The sequence below is a fragment of the Streptococcus oralis subsp. tigurinus genome, assembly GCF_002093545.1.
Classification (GTDB): Bacteria; Bacillota; Bacilli; order Lactobacillales; family Streptococcaceae; genus Streptococcus; species Streptococcus oralis_C.
On sequence record NZ_LNVF01000016.1, the window covers coordinates 1 to 22,268 of the forward strand.

The window sequence follows — 22,268 nt, forward strand, 5'->3', positions numbered from 1 at the left end:
GTGAGCTGTGAGCTGTGAGCTGTGAGCTGTGAGCTGTGAGCTGTGAGCTGTGAGCTGTGAGCTGTGAGCTGTGAGCTGTGAGCTGTGAGCTGTGATTGCTTTCATACCAATCATTCCTTTACTTTTTGATAGTTCTATTATATCAAAATTTCTAAATTTTGCATATTTGCTTTCCCTGACGGACAGTCATGTATAAACCACTTAGAAAATATGGTTTATGATTACATCTATACTAAATGAAGTACATTTTGAATTGGAGAAGTCTGTCCTATAAAAAGACGATTTCCGCTTGGAAATCGTCTTTTTTTGATATTCTTGCAAATACGATATCTTGTGGTTGGTGTAAACTGGTATATAGCTCCCTTATTTTATTTATCAAAACCTTGTAAGTTTTTTTGGCGCTCTTCAGTTTGACCCTTGGCATCCAATTTATTACCATTGTAAACAGTGCTTTCCCATGATCCGTACATTGGGTTAGGGAAAATGATGAATTTCTCACCAAACTCTTTTTGTAATTCCTCTAATTTTTGGTCGCGCTCAGTTTCAGAGGTCTTTGAAAACTCTGCAAAGTCCACAAGATTGTCTCCTAGTAGCATGACTAAGTTGGTTTTTTCTTGGACTGCTTGTCTACGACCTTCTTTAGATTTGACGCCTTTTTCTAAGAACATGAGATGATCGCGGCTTTGTACAGGAATTCCTTCATTTTCTAGGTTTTTGATCGTATCATCTACCTGATCTATCGTGCGATCAGATACATAGTAAATTTGGACACCGTTTTGGTCTGCAAATTGGAGAAAGTCTTTAGCACCTGGTACAGCCTTGGCTGCGGCTTTTTTTACCCAGACATCCCAGTTTTCTGGGGTAAATGCTGTTCCGTCTTTGACATTTTGCGCTTGATAAGGGCTATTGTCTAGTACGGTTTCGTCTAAGTCTAAAACGATAGAGTAGGGTTTATCTGTCTGTGTTTTTAGTAGTTCTTTTAAACGATCAGTAGCGACATTGTAACCTTGTAGATAGAGTGCCTTGGTTTCAGCTGCTTTTTGATACCAAAGAGTTGACATAGTGTTCTCTCTTGAACGCAACTGATCATAGGTCATTGTAACCTGATTATCAGATGTACTACTTTGTGTTGTCTGTGAATTTGCCGAATTTGTGCCACAGCCAGTCAGTAAAATGACGGAAGCAAGTGTAGAAGCAATTGTAATAGTAACTTTGGATATTTTCATAATCCCATCCCCCTAATAATAGTCTATTAATATTGTAGCGTTTTCATGGGATTTGTGCAAGGAAATATCGAGAGAAAATAAATTTTTCAGTAGTAATTTGGTATTAGGATAAAATTATGTACTTAATTTTGGAATGAAGATGGATATAAAAAAATTCAATCGGCTTGATAGAAAATCTATATCAACTTCTTTTTGAAAAATAGATGAAAATAAAGTGAATCTTTGAAAGGCTAGTAACATCAGGCTTTTCAGGGATTTTTTTCTTTATAGATATAAAAATTTCCAATCGAGTTGATAGTCAATATATATTGGGAAAAGGGGAAAAGGAGTGGTAAGATGGTTTCAATCCAAATGGAAGGAGAGAGGTATGGCAAGTAAAAGAGATTTAGTCTTTAGAGCGATTCGAGGCGATGAAGTGGAAAGAGTTTCTGTGGGATTTTGGTTTCATTTTGTAACACTCGAAGAAAAGGGGCAGGGATTAAATAATCCACGTATCTTTCAAAAGAGTGTTGAAGGGCATCGCAGCTATGTGGAAAGGATTCGTCCTGATTTTGTCAAAATTATGAGCGACGGTTTTTTCCTTTATCCAAGTAATGTCTATAATCCTAAGATTGCAAGCATTCAGGAGCTGACTTCTATTGAATCGATTGGTGAGGAACACACATGGATTCAGCAACAGGTGGAAGTGGTACAAGCGATTCGAGAGACCTTTATCGAAGATATTGCTTCTTTCTACAATCTCTTTGCAAACAAAACTGCTCTGGAAAATATTCTAGAAGGCCTAATCGTAGCTCGTAAAGTTCCCAAGGAAGAAGCGCTCAAACGTGCAGAATCTGCCTTGGGGAAAGTTGGTTTACTGGCCTACAAAGACTACTACCCTTCCCAGCTATCTGGAGGGCAACAACAACGAATAGGAATTGCGCGTGCTATTGCCGTCAAGCCCGAGGTCATTTTGCTGGATGAACCAACATCAGCACTAGACCCTGAGTTGGTTGGAGATGTTTTGGATGTTCTGAAACAGTTGGCGGGAGAAGGTGTGACCATGGTGGTCGTCACGCATGAGATGGGATTTGCTAGAGATGTCGCTAACCACGTTATTTTCATGGATGGAGGCCGTATCGTAGAGGAGAATAATCCCCACGATTTCTTTAACCGTCCACAAGAAGAACGAACCAAGCAGTTTCTGGCTCGTATCTTATCAGACGCTAGCTATAGTGTAGAATATATGATTTGATAGATAAGTGTATCATAAAAAACAACACCCCATGACTAGAAGATTCTTCTGACCATGGGGTGTTTTCTCTATAGGAGGGCTAGGTTATTTCTTTTTCTTGTTTTTTATCAACCATCCAAGTCCGAGAAGGGCAAGGATGCTGAATCCAGCAAGGGCAAGGAGGGATTTGCTCTCGGTTCCTGTGTTTGGAAGGACTTTCTGAGAAAGAGCCTCTGCAGCAGTTTCATGAGTTTCAGGATTGGCTGTTAGGTTTTGAACTTGGCCTTGTTCTGGTTCAACTTCCAAGCTAGAAAGATCAAATTCTGGTTTTTCTTCCACAGCTGGGGCAACGATAGCACCACCTTGAGACAAGCGGAGAACAACGGCAGTGAGAGCGTTCAATTTCAAGCCTTTTTCAGTCCATTCGAGACCTTGAGGTTTAGCGATTCCTACTGGTCCAGCTTGATTTTCATCTGCCAGGACTTCAGCCTTTCTCAAGTGAGCAAAGGCAGTTCCCAAGTTGAATTCGCGAGCCTTATCATCCGCATTGACAAAGACTGCGTAGATATCTCCATTTGGAGCTGTGATTTGGTAGCCGATGACCACGTCTTCTTTTTCAACACCATTTTTTCCTGGGACAGTAATGAGTTGGACGCGTTCTTTGATATCTTGTAGACTCTTGAGTCGGAAGGCATCTGTCGATTGACGAAGGGCAATCAAACCTTTCATGTAGTTACGGCTCTTGACATTTTCAGGGAAAGCTTTACCATCTGTTGCCTTGGTCCAATCAAACTTGTTGACAGCATCACTAGAGTCGTAAGAGTCATGGATAAAGTAAGGATAGACAAATGGCTTGCCGTCCTTGTCGCGCAACAAGTGAGACTTGTTTGGAACCTTATCTTCAGGAACAGGAGTCTTGTAGGCTGGGTCAAGGAATTGTTTGGTACGTCCATATTCCTGACCAGAGTGGATAAACGGAGTTCCTTGAGCAGTCAAGACCATGAGGTTTCCAAGTCGCAAACGGCGATGGATCTCAGCGTAGTTTTCCGCCTTGCTTGGGTCTTTTTTGATAGACTGGGCAATGATGTCAAAGAGTGTCAAGTTATCATGGGCTGCGATATACTGGATAACATCTCCGGGACTGTCTGCTTCAAAGTTAGTTGGTTGAGCAATCAGATTTTTAAAGATGGTATTGATATCGCGTTTTCCACCTGTGATAAAGGCAGGTTGGCCTTCGTTTGGATAACCAGACTTGAGGTTGTTACGGATATCATCTGAAAAGACAGCGACAGTATCGGTATGTTTCATCCAATCTTGGTCAGCAGGTTGTACAGGCGTATTTTCATCACCAGTATAGGTTCTCCAGCCTTCACCTAGCATGATAAGGTTTGGATTGAGGGCGCGTGCAGCCTTGTAAGCTTCTTCGATTGAAGCCGCATCGTGATCACCCATCATATCGAAACGGAAACCATCCACTTTGTAGGTTTCGACTAAATACTTGATGGAGTCTACCAAGACACGCTTAGACATGTAGTGGGTTGTTCCCAAACGGCCACCTCCAAAGCTAGTACGAGGAGTTCCGTCTGCGTCCATAAAGTGGTAGTAGTTTGGCTCTAAGTCTTCAAAGATGTCGAGATTGGCAGTATGGTTGTAGACCACATCCAAGATAGCCCCCATACCACGTTTATGGATTTCGTTGATGAGATTTTTGAATTCGGCAATTCGTTTTTCTGGATCCTTAGGATTGCTAGAGTACATACCAGTCAAGGAGAAGTAGTTTTGAGGGTCATATCCCCAGTTGTAGTTGCTGTTGCTTGAAGCATAGGCAGACAAACGTTCATGGTTCTTCAATTCATTGACAAAGTAGTAGGACAAGACAGGAAGGAGTTGGATATGGGTCACACCCAAGTCTTTGAGATAGTCTAGTTTTTCGATAAAGGCTTCAAAGGTACCAAATGGCTTGGTCAAGTCTTTTGCGATGGCAGGATCCGAAGTGAAGTCACGAACATGGGCTTCATAGATGACAGCATCTTCTCGCGATTTGAAGTTGCGAATCTTACCGTAGGTCAAGTCTTGTGGACCTAGTTTAGATGGGTCCACAAAGGCAGCTTTAGCAACTTTATGGGCAGCATCTGTTTTTGCTAGGTCACTGTTCCAAGCTGCTAGTGACTTGGCATAAGGGTCAAGAACGAGAACGGTTTTACCTTGGCGCTCGATCTGGTAGTGGTAGTAGTAGCCAGTATAGTTACTGATGCCGAGACCAGAGTTTGTGTCCAGAGTTTGTTTCCAGGTTCCTTTTTCTCCTTTTTCAAGGGCGACAGTTCCGACTACCTTTTCAGGGTCTTTCTTGTCATAGACAACAACGGAAACCTTATCAGCACTTGGAGACCAGAGGGTGAGGTCAACACGCTTGCCATCTTCTTTTAGAGTTGCGCCGAGTGGACCATCGTAACTGTAGGACTCATCCTTGAGGCGCCAGCTTGAACGTGTGGTAAAGCGGTCTGAATTGTAGCTGACAGTGTACGAGTGTTGAGTGTCAGAGAAGTCGCCGATATAGGTCACTTTCTTACCAGCTTCATCCACTTCCACGTCTGTGATAGCTACTTTATTCCCTTGGTAATCAGTGATGCCGGAGTGTTTGAGGATATCGTCTTTCTTAGCTCCAACTAGGGTAGAAAAGCTGCTTTCGATACGAGACTTAGCCACGTGTTGGGCACCAGTCATGCGGATGTCGTGTACATAGTAAGGGTTGGTGTAGATGGTTTCGTCATCATCTTTAAGGAAGATTTGGCTGTGATTTTTTAGATCAGTGAATTTATAATCCTCTTTTCTGATTTTCACATCATCGCCTTTCTTGCTTTCGTCTAGTAATAAAAATCCAAATTCTCTTGCAGCTTCATTGAGTGGAATGTCAATGTAACGGCCATGTTTTCCAGTTGCAGTGAAGTCTGTTCCGTCAGGCCATTCTCCACTGCTTGGATTCTTGACATCGCCCCAATACCAGAGAGATTTTTTGTCATAGTTCCCGTCGGTGCGATAGTAGTTGGCACGGACAGTTCCTGCTGGTTGAGGACGGTAGTTGTATACCTTATAGTTTTCATCTAGCCAAGCCTCATTCATTTTTGGAGAAAGGCGCTCTACTGAACGGTCTCCAGTAAGGTTATCCCCTTTAGTATTGTTGATGAGGAAGCTGACCTTCTTGGCTTGATCATTCTTAAGTTTGACATCGAGATAATAGCCGTAGTCATCTTGCTTGGCATCCTTGAAAGACTTGGCTCCATTTGGCCAGTTTTCAGAAGGTTTTTCAACATCGTCCCATGTCCAAAGACCTTGAGAATCCTTGTTTTCCTCAGGAAGTTTTTTCACATGAATGCGGAAGTAGTTGTCTTCGATTGGTTCTTCAGAACTAGTGTCTGCTTGTGGTTTTTGATCAGAACTTGGCGTCGAAGTGCTAGTATCTACTTTCTCTTCTTTGCTGTTGGGCTGGCTTGTAGTAGCGTCTTCTTTTTTAGGTGTTTCAGCTGCTAGAGCAGTGTCAGTTGCTAGGGCTTCCTTTTTAGTGTCAAGGGAAGCGTTTGCATTCTTTTGTTCAGAAATAGGCGTTTCCTTTTGAGTTTGACTCGTTTCAGTCTCAGTAGGGGCCTTGGTCACAGCGCTAGTATTTTCCTGAGTTTGAGGAAGGTTTTCGTTAGCTGAAATAGTTGGCATTGCAGCAGAAAGCAAGACAATGCTGGCACCAATAAGGATAGAACCAGTTCCGTTCTTCAAGGAACGGATACCATAAATCATTTTTTTCTCAGTTTGAGATGGGATCTTTTTCATCACAATTCTCCTTGTGTAGTTGTTCCCTAACAGTATAGCACGAGGTAAATATTAGTGCAAGCGTTTTCCTAATTTTTAAGAGAAAATATAATGCTTCATTCTCTTGAAATTTTAAAATAATATATAGGAAAAGATTGTTTAAAAAGTAGTAAAAAAACCTTGAAAAATCTGGCTAAATAAGGTATAATATGAGTAATCATTTGTCGTAGGTTTTGTCTGAAATATTGTCCAGACAAGGCTCACAGCAGTTAAATCTTCTGAAAAAGTCAGATTTAGCTGCTCTTTTTGTGCTTTTTTTCAGGTTTTTGAGTGCTTGTAACAAAGATTTAAAGATTCTGAAAATTCATCAAAGGGACACGGTGATAGGGGTTTTTAAAACCATATGACGATTAGAAAAGCCTGATTGATAAGGCTTGGAATTTATTTACAAAGGAGAATCATCTTGGCAGGACATGACGTTCAATACGGGAAACATCGTACCCGTCGTAGTTTTTCAAGAATCAAAGAAGTTCTTGACTTACCAAATTTGATTGAAATTCAAACGGATTCATTCAAAGATTTCCTAGACCACGGACTTAAGGAAGTATTTGAAGATGTATTGCCAATTTCAAACTTCACAGACACAATGGAGTTGGAATTTGTTGGCTATGAAATCAAGGAACCAAAATACACGCTCGAAGAAGCTCGTATCCACGATGCTAGCTACTCAGCCCCAATTTTTGTAACCTTCCGCTTGATCAATAAAGAAACAGGCGAAATCAAGACTCAAGAAGTCTTCTTTGGTGATTTCCCAATCATGACTGAGATGGGTACTTTCATCATCAATGGTGGTGAACGTATTATCGTTTCTCAGTTGGTTCGCTCACCAGGTGTTTACTTTAATGACAAAGTAGACAAGAACGGTAAAGTGGGTTACGGTTCTACTGTTATCCCTAACCGTGGAGCTTGGTTGGAACTTGAAAGCGACTCAAAAGACATCGCTTATACTCGTATCGACCGTACTCGTAAGATTCCATTTACGACCTTGGTTCGTGCGCTTGGTTTCTCAGGTGATGATGAAATCTTTGACATCTTTGGTGATAGCGAATTGGTTCGCAATACTGTTGAAAAAGATATCCACAAGAATCCAATGGACTCTCGTACAGACGAAGCCTTGAAAGAAATTTACGAACGCCTTCGTCCAGGTGAGCCTAAAACTGCTGAAAGCTCACGTAGCTTGCTTGTGGCACGTTTCTTTGATCCACGTCGCTATGACTTAGCAGCCGTTGGTCGTTACAAGATTAATAAAAAATTGAACATCAAAACACGCTTGCTCAACCAAACCATCGCTGAGCCATTGGTAGATCCTGAAACCGGTGAAATTTTGGTAGAAGCTAATACAGTTATGACTCGTAGCGTGATTGAAAGCATCGAGCACCACTTGGATGGCGACTTGAACAAGATTGTTTATATTCCAAACGATGCAGCTGTTTTGACTGAACCGGTTGTCCTTCAAAAATTCAAGGTTGTTGCGCCAACGGATCCAGACCGCGTCGTGACCATCATCGGGAATGCCAACCCTGATGACAAGGTTCGTGTTGTAACTCCTGCGGATATCCTTGCTGAAATGAGCTACTTCCTCAACTTGGCAGAAGGTATCGGACGTGTGGATGATATTGACCACCTTGGAAACCGTCGTATCCGTGCAGTTGGTGAATTGCTTGCCAACCAAGTACGTCTTGGACTTTCTCGTATGGAACGTAATGTCCGTGAACGCATGTCTGTTCAGGACAATGAAGTTTTAACACCACAACAAATTATCAATATCCGTCCTGTAACAGCTGCAGTTAAAGAATTCTTTGGTTCATCACAGTTGTCACAGTTCATGGACCAACACAACCCGCTTTCTGAGTTGTCTCACAAACGCCGTTTGTCAGCCTTGGGACCTGGTGGTTTGACACGTGACCGTGCTGGATATGAAGTACGTGACGTGCATTACACTCACTATGGTCGTATGTGTCCAATTGAGACACCTGAAGGACCTAACATCGGTTTGATCAATAACTTGTCATCTTACGGACACTTGAACAAGTATGGATTTGTTCAAACACCATACCGTAAGGTTGACCGTGAAACAGGTGTTGTGACCAACGAAATCGTTTGGTTGACAGCCGATGAAGAAGATGAATTTACTGTAGCACAGGCTAACTCTCGCCTCAACGAAGATGGTACTTTTGCTGAGAAGGTTGTCATGGGACGTCACCAAGGGGTCAACCAAGAGTATCCAGCAGAAGTAGTTGACTACATGGACGTTTCACCAAAACAGGTAGTTGCCGTTGCGACTGCATGTATTCCTTTCTTGGAAAACGATGACTCCAACCGTGCCCTCATGGGTGCCAACATGCAACGTCAGGCTGTGCCGTTGATTGATCCAAAAGCACCTTACGTTGGTACTGGTATGGAATACCAAGCAGCCCATGACTCTGGAGCTGCGGTTATTGCTCAGCATGATGGTAAAGTTACCTACGCAGATGCGGACAAGGTAGAAGTTCGCCGTGAAGATGGTTCCCTAGATGTTTATCACATTCAAAAATTCCGTCGTTCAAACTCAGGTACTGCCTACAACCAACGGACTCTCGTTAAAGTTGGTGATGTCGTTGAAAAAGGCGACTTTATCGCTGACGGACCTTCTATGGAAAATGGAGAAATGGCGCTTGGACAAAACCCAATCGTTGCCTACATGACTTGGGAAGGTTACAACTTCGAAGATGCCGTTATCATGAGCGAACGCTTGGTGAAAGACGATGTCTACACATCTGTCCACCTTGAAGAATACGAATCAGAAACGCGCGATACAAAGCTTGGGCCTGAAGAAATTACTCGTGAGATTCCAAACGTTGGGGAAGATGCCCTTAAAAACCTTGACGAAATGGGGATTATCCGTATCGGTGCTGAGGTTAAAGAAGGCGATATCCTTGTAGGTAAAGTAACGCCTAAAGGTGAAAAAGATCTTTCAGCTGAAGAACGCCTCTTGCACGCTATCTTCGGAGACAAGTCTCGTGAGGTGCGTGATACTTCTCTTCGTGTACCACACGGTGCCGATGGTGTCGTTCGTGATGTTAAGATCTTTACACGTGCAAATGGAGATGAGTTGCAATCAGGCGTTAACATGCTGGTTCGCGTCTACATCGCTCAAAAACGTAAGATCAAGGTCGGAGATAAGATGGCCGGACGTCACGGAAACAAAGGGGTTGTCTCTCGTATCGTTCCTGTAGAAGACATGCCTTACCTTCCAGACGGAACTCCAGTTGATATCATGTTGAACCCACTTGGGGTACCATCACGTATGAATATCGGTCAGGTTATGGAGCTTCACCTTGGTATGGCAGCACGTACTCTTGGTATCCACATCGCGACACCAGTCTTTGACGGAGCAAGTTCTGAAGACCTTTGGGACACTGTTAAAGAAGCAGGTATGGATAGCGATGCCAAGACAATCCTTTACGATGGCCGTACTGGTGAACCATTTGACAACCGTGTATCAGTTGGTGTCATGTACATGATCAAACTCCACCACATGGTTGATGATAAATTGCACGCGCGTTCAGTCGGGCCTTACTCAACCGTTACCCAACAGCCACTTGGAGGTAAAGCTCAGTTTGGTGGACAACGTTTCGGTGAGATGGAGGTTTGGGCCCTTGAAGCCTACGGTGCGTCAAATGTCCTTCAAGAAATCTTGACTTACAAGTCTGACGATATTAACGGACGTTTGAGAGCTTATGAAGCTATTACAAAAGGAAAACCAATTCCAAAACCAGGTGTTCCAGAATCATTCCGAGTTCTTGTGAAAGAATTGCAATCTCTTGGTCTTGACATGCGTGTCCTTGACGAAGATGACCAAGAAGTGGAACTTCGCGACTTGGATGAAGGAATGGACGAAGATGTCATCCACGTAGATGACCTTGAAAAAGCCCGCGAAAAAGCAGCCCAAGAGGCTAAAGCAGCCTTTGAAGCTGAAGAAGCAGAGAAAGCAACAAAAGCGGAAGCAACAGAAGAAGCTGCTGAACAAGAATAAGCAGTTCACTTAGAATAGAAAGGGAAGAAATAGTGGTTGATGTAAATCGTTTTAAAAGTATGCAAATCACCCTAGCTTCTCCAAGCAAAGTCCGTTCATGGTCTTATGGAGAAGTCAAAAAACCTGAAACAATCAATTACCGTACCTTGAAACCAGAACGTGAAGGACTCTTTGACGAAGTCATCTTTGGTCCTACAAAAGACTGGGAATGTGCTTGTGGTAAGTACAAACGCATTCGTTACAGAGGGATTGTTTGTGACCGTTGTGGGGTTGAAGTAACGCGTACAAAAGTTCGTCGTGAGCGTATGGGGCACATCGAGTTGAAAGCTCCTGTATCTCACATCTGGTATTTCAAGGGAATTCCAAGCCGTATGGGCTTGACCCTTGATATGAGCCCTCGTGCCCTCGAGGAAGTTATCTACTTTGCGGCTTATGTGGTGATTGATCCTAAGGATACACCACTTGAGCACAAGTCTATCATGACAGAGCGCGAATACCGTGAGCGCTTGCGTGAGTATGGTTATGGATCATTCGTTGCCAAGATGGGTGCCGAAGCCATCCAAGACCTTTTGAAACAAGTAGATCTTGAAAAAGAAATTACTGAACTCAAAGAAGAGTTGAAAACAGCTACTGGACAAAAACGTGTCAAAGCCATCCGTCGTTTGGATGTTTTGGATGCCTTTTACAAGTCTGGAAACAAACCTGAATGGATGATTCTCAATATCCTTCCGGTTATTCCACCAGACCTTCGTCCAATGTTGCAGTTGGATGGTGGCCGCTTTGCCTCATCTGACTTGAACGACCTTTACCGCCGTGTTATCAACCGTAACAACCGTTTGGCTCGCTTGCTTGAGTTGAATGCACCAGGTATCATTGTTCAAAATGAGAAGCGTATGCTTCAAGAAGCGGTTGACGCTTTGATTGACAATGGTCGTCGTGGCCGACCAATCACAGGACCAGGTAGCCGTCCGCTGAAATCATTGAGTCACATGCTTAAAGGGAAGCAAGGACGCTTCCGTCAAAACTTGCTCGGTAAACGTGTTGACTTCTCAGGACGTTCCGTTATCGCTGTTGGTCCAACTCTTAAGATGTACCAATGTGGTGTGCCACGTGAAATGGCCATCGAACTCTTTAAACCATTTGTGATGCGTGAAATTGTCGCTCGTGACATCGTGCAAAACGTTAAAGCGGCTAAACGCTTGGTAGAACGTGGAGATGAACGTATCTGGGATATCCTCGAAGAAGTAATCAAAGAACACCCAGTCCTTTTGAACCGCGCACCGACCCTTCACCGTTTGGGTATCCAAGCCTTCGAGCCAGTATTGATCGATGGTAAGGCCCTTCGTTTGCACCCGCTTGTCTGTGAAGCCTACAATGCCGACTTTGACGGGGACCAAATGGCCATCCACGTACCGCTTTCAGAAGAGGCTCAAGCAGAAGCTCGTATCCTCATGCTCGCTGCTGAGCACATCTTGAACCCGAAAGATGGTAAACCAGTTGTTACCCCATCTCAGGACATGGTTTTGGGTAACTACTACTTGACGATGGAAGAAGCTGGTCGTGAAGGTGAAGGAATGGTCTTCAAAGACCGTGACGAAGCTGTCATGGCTTACCGCAATGGTTATGTTCACCTCCACTCACGTGTTGGTATCGCGACAGACAGCCTCAATAAACCATGGACAGAAGAGCAAAAACACAAGGTCTTGCTTACAACAGTTGGTAAAATCCTCTTCAACGACATCATGCCAGAGGGTCTACCTTACTTGCAAGAACCAAATAATGCGAACTTGACAGAAGGGCTCCCAGCTAAGTACTTCTTGCCACTAGGTGGCGATATCAAGGAAGCCATTCGCAACCTTGAACTCAATCCTCCATTCAAGAAGAAAAACCTTGGAAATATCATCGCTGAGATTTTCAAACGTTTCCGTACAACAGAAACTTCCGCATTCTTGGACCGATTGAAAGACTTAGGCTACCATCATTCAACACTTGCTGGATTGACAGTGGGGATTGCTGATATCCCAGTGGTTGAAGACAAGGCTGAAATCATCGAAGAATCTCATAAGCGTGTAGAACAAATCACAAAACAGTTCCGTCGTGGTTTGATCACTGATGATGAACGTTACAATGCCGTTACAGCTGAATGGCGTGCAGCTCGTGAGAAATTGGAAAAACGCTTGGTTGATAATCAAGATCCGAAGAACCCAATCGTTATGATGATGGACTCAGGAGCCCGTGGTAACATCTCGAACTTCTCACAACTTGCCGGTATGCGTGGTCTGATGGCCGCTCCGAACGGACGTATCATGGAATTGCCAATCCTTTCAAACTTCCGCGAAGGTTTGTCAGTACTCGAAATGTTCTTCTCAACTCACGGTGCCCGTAAAGGTATGACCGATACGGCCCTTAAGACAGCCGACTCAGGTTACTTGACTCGTCGTTTGGTTGACGTCGCCCAAGACGTTATCATCCGTGAGGACGACTGTGGAACAGACCGTGGTCTCTTGATCCGCTCTATCGCAGAAGGAAAAGAGATGATCGAGTCTCTCGAAGAACGTCTCAATGGTCGTTACACTAAGAAAACTGTTAAACACCCAGAAACTGGCGAAGTTATCATTGGTCCAAATGAGTTGATTACAGAAGACAAGGCGCGCGAGATTGTCAATGCTGGTGTGGAAGAAGTGACTATCCGTTCCGTATTTACATGTAACACTCGTCATGGTGTCTGCCGTCACTGTTACGGTATCAACTTGGCGACTGGTGATGCGGTTGAAGTTGGTGAAGCAGTTGGTACAATCGCTGCCCAATCTATCGGGGAACCTGGTACACAACTTACAATGCGTACCTTCCACACGGGTGGAGTTGCCTCAAATACCGATATCACTCAAGGTCTTCCTCGTGTCCAAGAAATCTTTGAAGCCCGCAATCCAAAAGGGGAAGCGGTCATCACAGAGGTCAAGGGACAAGTTACCGCCATTGAAGAAGACGCGTCAACTCGTACGAAGAAAGTCTTTGTTAAGGGTGAAACTGGCGAAGGTGAATACGTCGTTCCATTTACAGCACGTATGCGTGTTGAAGTTGGAGACCAAGTTTCTCGTGGTGCAGCATTGACAGAGGGTTCTATCCAACCAAAACATCTCCTTGCTGTTCGTGATGTCTTGTCAGTTGAAACTTACCTTCTCGGTGAAGTCCAAAAAGTTTACCGTAGTCAAGGGGTAGAAATCGGTGACAAACACATCGAGGTTATGGTTCGTCAAATGATCCGTAAAGTCCGTGTCATGGATCCAGGTGATACAGATCTTCTCATGGGTACCCTTTTAGACATTAACGATTTTACAGATGCTAATAAAGATGTCCTTATCGCAGGTGGGGTTCCAGCGACTGGTCGCCCAGTTCTTATGGGAATTACCAAAGCCTCACTTGAAACAAACAGTTTCTTGTCAGCGGCTTCCTTCCAGGAAACAACTCGTGTCCTTACAGATGCGGCCATCCGTGGTAAGAAAGACCATCTCCTTGGACTCAAGGAAAATGTTATTATTGGTAAGATCATCCCAGCAGGTACTGGTATGGCTCGCTACCGTAATCTTGAACCACAGGCAATCAATGACGCAGAATATCTGGCTCCTGAACAAGAAAAGACAGAACTTGCTCCAGTAGATGAAACTGTGGAAATCCAATCTGAAGAAACTGTAGAATAAAAGTAAATAAGAGAACCTTCGGGTTCTCTTTTGTTTGGCCTCTTTTTCAACTGTAGTGGGCAACATATAACTAAGCACGAGAGAGAATCATATTGGTTCTTTCTTTTGTAATGTTGAAAGCGACAAGAATTTTAGTTTTAATGTTTTTAAAGTTTCAAAAATCGAATGCATGACGTCTCATGTTCTTGACGAGCGTGTTGGTCGCCTCCAATTTTATTTCGAGCAATTCTGTGGTGCTTTCATTATAGTTTTTCTGCTACTTTTTGTCTGTGTTTAAAAAGCTCCATAATATCTGAGGAGATGTTATCCACTACAAATATTATAGAGCTAAAATGAATGAAAAAGGTAGATTTTTCAAACTGTTCTTGGTATAATATTCAATGCTTAAACTGCTATAGATATGCTATATTTATAGGCATTTAATTACTATCTAAAAATAATTTTTTATTTTCAATATTGGAATATCAGATATTCTAATATAGATTGGAGTGGATGAAATTGATGGATAATACGAAAACACTACAAAAATTAACGGCTTTATTCTTAGTTTTTATAATGCTGTTTGGGATAATTGTTCCGAACACTGTTGTTTTTGCAGAAGGAGTATTAGCTAAAGATACAATGACAGATGTCAAAAAAACTGGTAATGAAACTAAAGAAAAGATAGCTCCTGAGGATCAAGCAGATAAACAGGACAATAAAACAGATTCTAAAAAAACTGATAAGGAAGCTGAAGAAAAGATAGCTCCTGAAGAACAAAAAGATAAGCAGGAAACTAAAGATGAAACAAAAGAGGATGAGTCAGAAGTTAAAGAAGAAACAACTAAGCCTAAATTTAATCAATCTTTAACGAAATCAGTTTCTTTGAATCCCGGAGCTCCAATGGATAATGGTAAACTTATGGTATATGATGACAATCATAAGATTAAAGATACATCAAATGGAGATGGAACATCAGTAAATCCATATAATTTGGCAACTATGACGGATACATTGTTTACCATAAACTATACTCCTTTTTTCCGTACAAAAGATGATGGGAGTAATGAGTTTGGAGATCAAAAAATTGTTGTCGATTTACCAACTTACGGATTTAAATTAGCGAATCCCGGAATTGAAGGAGTTCAGTTTGAAAAAATTACATTGCTTGATGCAAGGGGGAATGTAATACCATTAGATTCAGCAGCACAAACTAATTATGATAAAGTTACAAAAATTATCTATGATATCAATGATAATTTCCTTCGATCTTTGGGCGGAGGTTCAAGTTTGGTATTTAATATCGCCTTTAATAGACGTAGTTTAACAGATGAAGAATGTAAAAAGTGGATTGCTGAAGGAAAACTTGAAACAAAACTGAATGTTACTGCCTGTGAAGGAGAAAATAACACACCGATTAATAGTACAGGAAATTCATCAGAATATAAATGGAGAATGTCACCAACAAATTATGACGATCCTAAAACTACAGTAACAGGAAATCGTCATCTAAATGCAAGTAGTCTGGCGAAGATTGCGAATTCTGGATTCATAAGATTTTATGATACAGATCCTGCAAGTGGTCCATTTACTGGTAACAAAGATTACTATTATTATAAGCAAGGAACAATTCATGACGCGGATACTCCTCTAATGAGTTTAAAACATATCAAGGTTTATGTTCCGAAAAATGGAAGTGTTGAAGGAAATTTCATTTTACAAAAATTACAAATCAGAAATGGTTTATATGATTTAGATCTTGCTTATTATGCCAAGGTCAGTGAAATGAAAAATGATGGTGATGGTAAGGGAAATTACTATCTCATAACACCAAGGAAACCTCTCTATAATAATGGAAGTGACCACAAATGGAACGATGCATTTACAAAGGGATTTTCACCTATTTGGCAAGTTCCTGATGGAATCGACAATATTGGTTCAGATACTTTATATGAAGCTACAACACCTGAATTTGTTTTTGAAACTCCAAATGGAACAGACGGCAAAAAGGAAGTTGTTATCAGCGCTGATGGACAAGGCGTAAAGATTAAAACTATGAAAGCTAATACTGTCGATGGATATGAAATTCATAGTTTTGCTGGACCTGGATATCAACTTTATAAAAATGCTGGAGGATTTTATACTGCAAATGCAGTTTCTGCAGATGCAAAGTATTCTGATGTTGGCTATACACGTTTAAGTAATGAATATTATATTCTAAAAGATGCCAATGGAGAATGGAATGAGTATTTTCCAAAGAATAAAACTGGTGCAACAGTTGAAACTTATGAATTTCCTGAAGAAATTCAACCTACTGCATGGAAAGGAACTGCTCAAACATGGAATACAGATTCTTATAAAGTAGCAAAAGTAGTTTATACTACAGCAGATGGTAATGAACACACAGCAGATGTAAATTCACCTGTTCATTTAGCAAATAAAGTCCATAATTTTCCTGAAGTTAAATTTGACACTTCTGGTGGAAGAGTAACTAAAGTTGAAGTTCATTGGGAGTACTTAAACAATGATACTTTTAATGCAAGTACACATTTTGCTGGTAACTATAAGGAAAATGTTAGAAGACAGTCATTTGCTCAAAGTAAATTTGATATTTATGTTACACCTACAGCTACAGGACATTTGCAGATAAAATATTCTGCAAAATCTACTGATCCAACTGCGGATGCAAATGATAATTTTGATTATGAAGCTAATAAAGCTGTGAAAAGTCCTGTTAATAATGTGAGTGGAAAAGCAAAGGATGATTTCTTCTGGACAACTGTAACTCAAAAGAAATGTACATCTTTGAAAGCTGAGAGTACTGGTGATAGATTAAAGGAAAATGTATTATATCCAAATCAAGCGGAGAATGGAACTTTTTATGATACTTGGAAATTGTTCTTTGATTATGGAACGAAGAAAGAATTTTCTCCTGTAACGAAAAATCCAAGAATTGATTTGACAGTGGGAACTTTGAATCTCAAAGGACTTGATTCTAAGGCTGACAAAACTGGACTTTTGACTGGGAAATTTACAGCAAATAAATCCTTAAGTGGTTGGAAAATTATTTATAAAACTGCGGATAATGTACTTGGAATAGAGGGTACAGAAAAAGTATATAATATTGGAAATATTGAAGATGGAACAAAAATAGACCTTGGAATTAATAGGGATATTGAACATTTATCAAGTATAGTTTTAACTTATGATGGAGTATATAATATTGAGCCATTTGCCGATAAAGAAACAGGAGAAGCAGTATTATTTTCCAATATTGAATATGAACTTAGAAATACTGATTTTAAAGGCAATCCATTAACTATAGAAAAGGAAAAAGGTGCATGGTATGGTCCAAATTACTTTGTTCAAAATTTAGAAGGCAAATATTATAATGAAAGTTGTAGCGATGGAAATCATATTCATGATGCAGGAAAAGGGCAAGACTTTGGTGGTAGAACATGGAATAGTATAAAACTACCGCAACGTTATGGTATTCTTACTAGAACTTACATCGTTACAAATAAGACTGCCGATAATGTGATTGAGCCTTCAGGTAATGATACAAATAATTCTATTTCTCAATCAGGAACAAGTACTCAAAAGGTTAAATTTAATACAAAAGCTTACGCTTATGCTATGAACTCAGACATGCCCGAAGCGGGTAAGATGCCTTATGGAATTCCTGAATCCGCTTATGTAGAAATAAAAGATAAACAATTTGCTGCAGATGTAGATAAGTGTAAGTTTTTAGGATTTGATAATGCATCTGGCAATGTTATTATTAAACAAGTTACAGATGCTGATGGTAGAGTATGGATTAAAATGTCTATTACAGAAGCGGGCATACAAGCTTTAAATAGACAATTTAGAGAAATTACTAAGAATAAAGCTTTTTCTTACTATTATTACTACAATGATAGTGTACTTAAATTTATGGAAGATCCAGTTGTCATTGCACTGAAGAGTTTTAGATACACAAGTGTTACATCTCCAGGAGAAAATGAGCATCGTCCATATGGAATGGTTTATTATGATATGAGCCCACTTGAAACGAAGCTGGATGGAAGTAAAAATGAATATTATAGCCATGCAAAGCTTGAAGGAGATTTATTCCAACTTTCTGAAAATGCTGCAAAAGCTCTTGATGCTACGAAGGAAAAGAAATTATTTGGAATTGATTTGAGCAAGGTGGAAGTTGTTGTATCCAAGAATACGGCGGTAGGATCAAATATATTCCCTGGGAAATATGATAATATCGTCTATGGAACAGCGGGAAGTAAATTTCCTACACAGACTTTCTATCCAGATGAAAGAGATAATTTACGTGGAGACTTCTTCGTTCAAGCTCCAGACTCAGATGGATTTAAGGACTTTAAGGCTATCTTAGAAATTCCTAAAAAGGATAAATCTATATCCTATACACAAAATAATGAAACTGTTCAAACACCAAAAACACAAGTGGATATGTATTTGACTGGTGAAGTTGAGGTAATGGGAGATAGTCGTCCTGGTAAACAAGAATTTAGTTATAGCATAGATGGTGGGAATACATTTATTTCTGCAGCGGATGTAAAAGATTGGGGAAAAGTAACCCATGTTAAACTTGATTTGGGAGAACTTCCTAAAGGTAGTCAAGTAAATATTAAATTACCACTTAAGACTCATGAAAAAACTACTATTGATGAGCTTGAAGCATACATTGGTGGAAGTTTTGAAACGACTGATTACACAGGAGTTAAAACGAGTGGATATATAAATCCTGCAAAATATATTTATGGGAATTATGCAGTTATTTCATCAGATGTATGGTGGGATAAAAATGAAAATGGAAAACTTGATGAGGGGGAAACAAAAGCAAAAGGTGTTAAACTTGAACTATATTCTCCTAATCATGATATGACTATTAATAACAAGTTAATTCCTGCTAATACTTTTATTCATAGTTCAACTACAGATGAAAATGGAAAATATGAATTAAAGAGTTTTATGAATGAGGCTGGTCAATGGGTAAAAGTTACGATGCCAGATGGCGAAACTAAACTAACATTGAAAGCAAATCATTCTGATATGGAAGAAACAAAAAATTCTGACTTTGATAGAACAAGCTATATAACAGCTGAATTACCTGAATTAGTAAAAGAAAAACCTCTTGAAATTATAGGTTGCGGACTTATAAGAGTACCCAAGATAAAAACAGAGCCTGTTAAGATACATGTTGGAGAAGAGTCAGAAGAAGGAGCGGCAAAAGCTGTTGCAACAAGTGATCATCCTACTGTATCTCCTGAATTAAAATATATTGAGTTGCAAAATGATGTGGCTGATGTTGATGGTGGTGGTAAAATAAGAGGAAAGTCTACGGGAAAAATTAAAGCTGAAGTTACAACAACAAACACATTAGCTAGTAGCGATCAGGCAATACCTGAAGATACCGTAAAGGCGGAGTACGATATTATTGTTTATGGAAAGGTAAATTATAATAAAAATCACGCTGATGTAACTGGAGAAGCACCAAAGGATAATAACGAATACTATCCATCCATTACAGAAAATGGAAATGATGCCGATACTGATAAGGTAACTGTCTTAGATGCAGGTACGATGAAACGATCTGGATATCTCTTCAAGGGATGGAATACACAAGCTGACGGTAAAGGCACTATGTATTCAAAGGGAGATACATTTAAGACAGGAACAATTGATAAAGATGTAGAGTTATATGCAATTTGGTCTTTAATATGGGCACCAATGGAAATTCCAACCCGAGCGATCACGGCCACAAAAGAGTGGCAAGGGTCAGATGGCAACAAGATCGACGCACCTGTAGACAGCGTCACAGTCGAACTCTATAAAGACGGCGTGGCAACCGGTACTGTACAAGAGTTGACCAAAGACAACAATTGGACAGCCAGCTTTGAGAAACTGCCAGTATCTGCGACCCTTGGTGGCGAAGTTCATCAGTACACCGTCAAAGAAGTTGGAGAAACTTCAAATAGCATTTTACTTGCAGGCAAATGGTATGGAGTCGGTTACGCAGGAAGCATGAAAGAAGGCTTCACCATTACCAATAAAGAAAAGACTCCGTGGGCTCCAATGATCCCACCAACCAGAGATGTTAAAGTGACCAAAGAGTGGCAAGGGTCAGATGGCAACAAGATTGACGCACCTGTAGACAGCGTCACAGTCGAACTCTATAAAGACGGCGTGGCAACTGGTCAAGTACAAGAGTTGACCAAAGACCACAACTGGACAGCCAGCTTTGAGAAACTGCCAGTCTCTGCGACCCTCGGTGGAGAAGCTCATCAGTACACCGTCAAAGAAGTTGGCGAAACGTCAAACAGCATTTTACTTGCAGGCAAATGGTATGGAGTCGGTTACGCAGGAAGCATGAAAGAAGGCTTCACCATTACCAATAAGGAAAAGACTCCATGGGCCCCAATGATCCCACCAACCCGAGCGATCACGGTCACAAAAGAGTGGCAAGACTCAGATGGCAACAAGATCGACGCACCTGTAGACAGTGTCACAGTCGAACTCTATAAAGACGGCGTGGCAACTGGTCAAGTACAAGAGTTGACCAAAGACCACAACTGGACAGCCAGCTTTGAGAAACAGCCAGTCTCTGCGACCCTTGGTGGCGAAGCTCATCAGTACACCGTCAAAGAAGTTGGTGAAATCTTAAACAACATTCAAGTGACAGGCAAATGGTATGGAGTCGGTTACGCAGGAAGCATGAAAGAAGGCTTCACCATTACCAATAAAGAAAAGACTCCGTGGGCTCCAATGATCCCACCAACCAGAGATGTTAAAGTGACCAAAGAGTGGCAAGGGTCAGATGGCAACAAGATTGACGCACCTGTAGACAGCGTCACAGTCGAACTCTATAAAGACGGCGTGGCAACTGGTCAAGTACAAGAGTTGACCAAAGACCACAACTGGACAGCCAGCTTTGAGAAACTGCCAGTCTCTGCGACCCTCGGTGGAGAAGCTCATCAGTACACCGTCAAAGAAGTTGGTGAAATCTTAAACAACATTCAAGTGACAGGCAAATGGTATGGAGTCGGTTACGCAGGAAGCATGAAAGAAGGCTTCACCATTACCAATAAAGAAAAGACTCCGTGGGCTCCAATGATCCCACCAACCAGAGATGTTAAAGTGACCAAAGAGTGGCAAGGGTCAGATGGCAACAAGATTGACGCACCTGTAGACAGTGTCACAGTCGAACTCTATAAAGACGGCGTGGCAACTGGTCAAGTACAAGAGTTGACCAAAGACCACAACTGGACAGCCAGCTTTGAGCAACAGCCAGTCTCTGCGACCCTCGGTGGCGAAGCTCATCAGTACACCATCAAAGAAGTTGGCGAAATTTCAAACAACATTCAAGTGGCAGGCAAATGGTATGGAGTCGGTTACGCAGGAAGCATGAAAGATGGCTTCACGATTAGCAATAAAGAAAAGACTCCATGGGCTCCAATGATCCCACCAACCCGAGCGATCACGATCACAAAAGAGTGGCGAGATTCAGATGGCAACAAGATTGATGCACCTGTGGACAGTATCACAGTTGAACTCTACAAAGACGGCGTAGCAACAGGCAGTGTACAAGAGTTGACCAAAGCCAACAACTGGACAGCCAGCTTTGAGAAACTGCCAGTCTCTGCGACCCTCGGTGGAGAAGCTCATCAATACACCGTCAAAGAAGTTGGCGAAATTTCAAACAACATTCAAGTGGCAGGCAAATGGTATGGTGTCCGTTATGAGGGAAGCGTGAAAGAAGGCTTCACGATTACCAATAAGGAAAAGACTCCATGGGCACCAATGGAAATTCCAACCCGAGCGATCACGGTCACAAAAGAGTGGCAAGACTCAGATGGCAACAAGATCGACGCGCCTGTAGATAGTGTCAAAGTAGAACTCTACAAAGACGGCATAGCCACAGGTCAGGTACAAGAGTTGAAGTCAGCCAATAACTGGACAGCCACCTTTGAGCAATTACCAGTATCCGCGACTTTGGGTGGAGCAGCTCATGAGTACACCATCAAAGAAGTTGGCGAAACGTTAAACAACATTTCACTTGCAGGCAAGTGGTATGGAGTCGGTTACGCAGGAAGCATGAAAGAAGGCTTCACGATCGCCAATAAGGAAAAGACTCCATGGGCTCCAATGGAAATTCCAACCAGAGATGTCAAGGTAACAAAAGAATGGGAAGATTCAGCTGGTAACGATGTATCTGCGCCTGTAGATAGTGTCAAAGTAGAACTCTACAAAGACGGCGTAGC

The 22,268-nt window shown here is 41.6% G+C and carries 6 protein-coding genes and 1 pseudogene; 4 read left to right on the plus strand and 3 right to left on the minus strand.

Annotated features, from left to right (window positions below):
- Positions 1-368 precede the first annotated feature (368 nt).
- Positions 369-1,226, minus strand: a complete 858-nt coding sequence (locus tag ATE34_RS10530) for a 5'-nucleotidase, lipoprotein e(P4) family (protein ID WP_000703383.1) — start codon at positions 1,224-1,226, stop codon at positions 369-371.
- Positions 1,227-1,593: 367 nt separating this feature from the next.
- Between ATE34_RS10530 and ATE34_RS11260 the strand changes: the two genes are divergently transcribed.
- Positions 1,594-2,460: an ATP-binding cassette domain-containing protein gene (locus ATE34_RS11260; protein WP_142357495.1), complete on the plus strand. Its 867-nt coding sequence runs from the start codon at positions 1,594-1,596 to the stop codon at positions 2,458-2,460.
- 84 nt (positions 2,461-2,544) lie between these two features.
- On the opposite strand, the gene ATE34_RS10540 is transcribed toward ATE34_RS11260, so the two are convergent.
- The gene (locus ATE34_RS10540; protein WP_084912023.1) at positions 2,545-6,261 is read right to left on the minus strand and encodes a pullulanase; all 3,717 of its coding nucleotides are present in this window, start codon (positions 6,259-6,261) and stop codon (positions 2,545-2,547) included.
- A gap of 442 nt (positions 6,262-6,703) precedes the next feature.
- Here ATE34_RS10540 and rpoB point away from each other — a divergent pair, with 442 nt between their 5' ends.
- A complete protein-coding gene (rpoB, locus tag ATE34_RS10545; protein WP_061598817.1) occupies positions 6,704-10,315 on the plus strand; it encodes a DNA-directed RNA polymerase subunit beta in 3,612 nt (1,203 codons plus the stop codon).
- Positions 10,316-10,347: 32 nt separating this feature from the next.
- Positions 10,348-14,013 carry a DNA-directed RNA polymerase subunit beta' gene (gene rpoC / locus ATE34_RS10550; protein WP_061598815.1) on the plus strand — a complete coding sequence of 1,222 codons (3,666 nt, stop codon included), beginning with the start codon at positions 10,348-10,350 and terminating at the stop codon, positions 14,011-14,013.
- A gap of 70 nt (positions 14,014-14,083) precedes the next feature.
- Here the strand turns inward: rpoC and ATE34_RS11265 are convergent.
- A pseudogene (locus tag ATE34_RS11265) lies at positions 14,084-14,227 on the minus strand (ISL3 family transposase); the annotation flags it as partial.
- 287 nt (positions 14,228-14,514) lie between these two features.
- Here ATE34_RS11265 and ATE34_RS10560 point away from each other — a divergent pair.
- Positions 14,515-22,268, plus strand: a 7,754-nt coding sequence (locus tag ATE34_RS10560; protein WP_180382704.1) for a Cna B-type domain-containing protein, incomplete at its 3' end; no start/stop codon positions are given.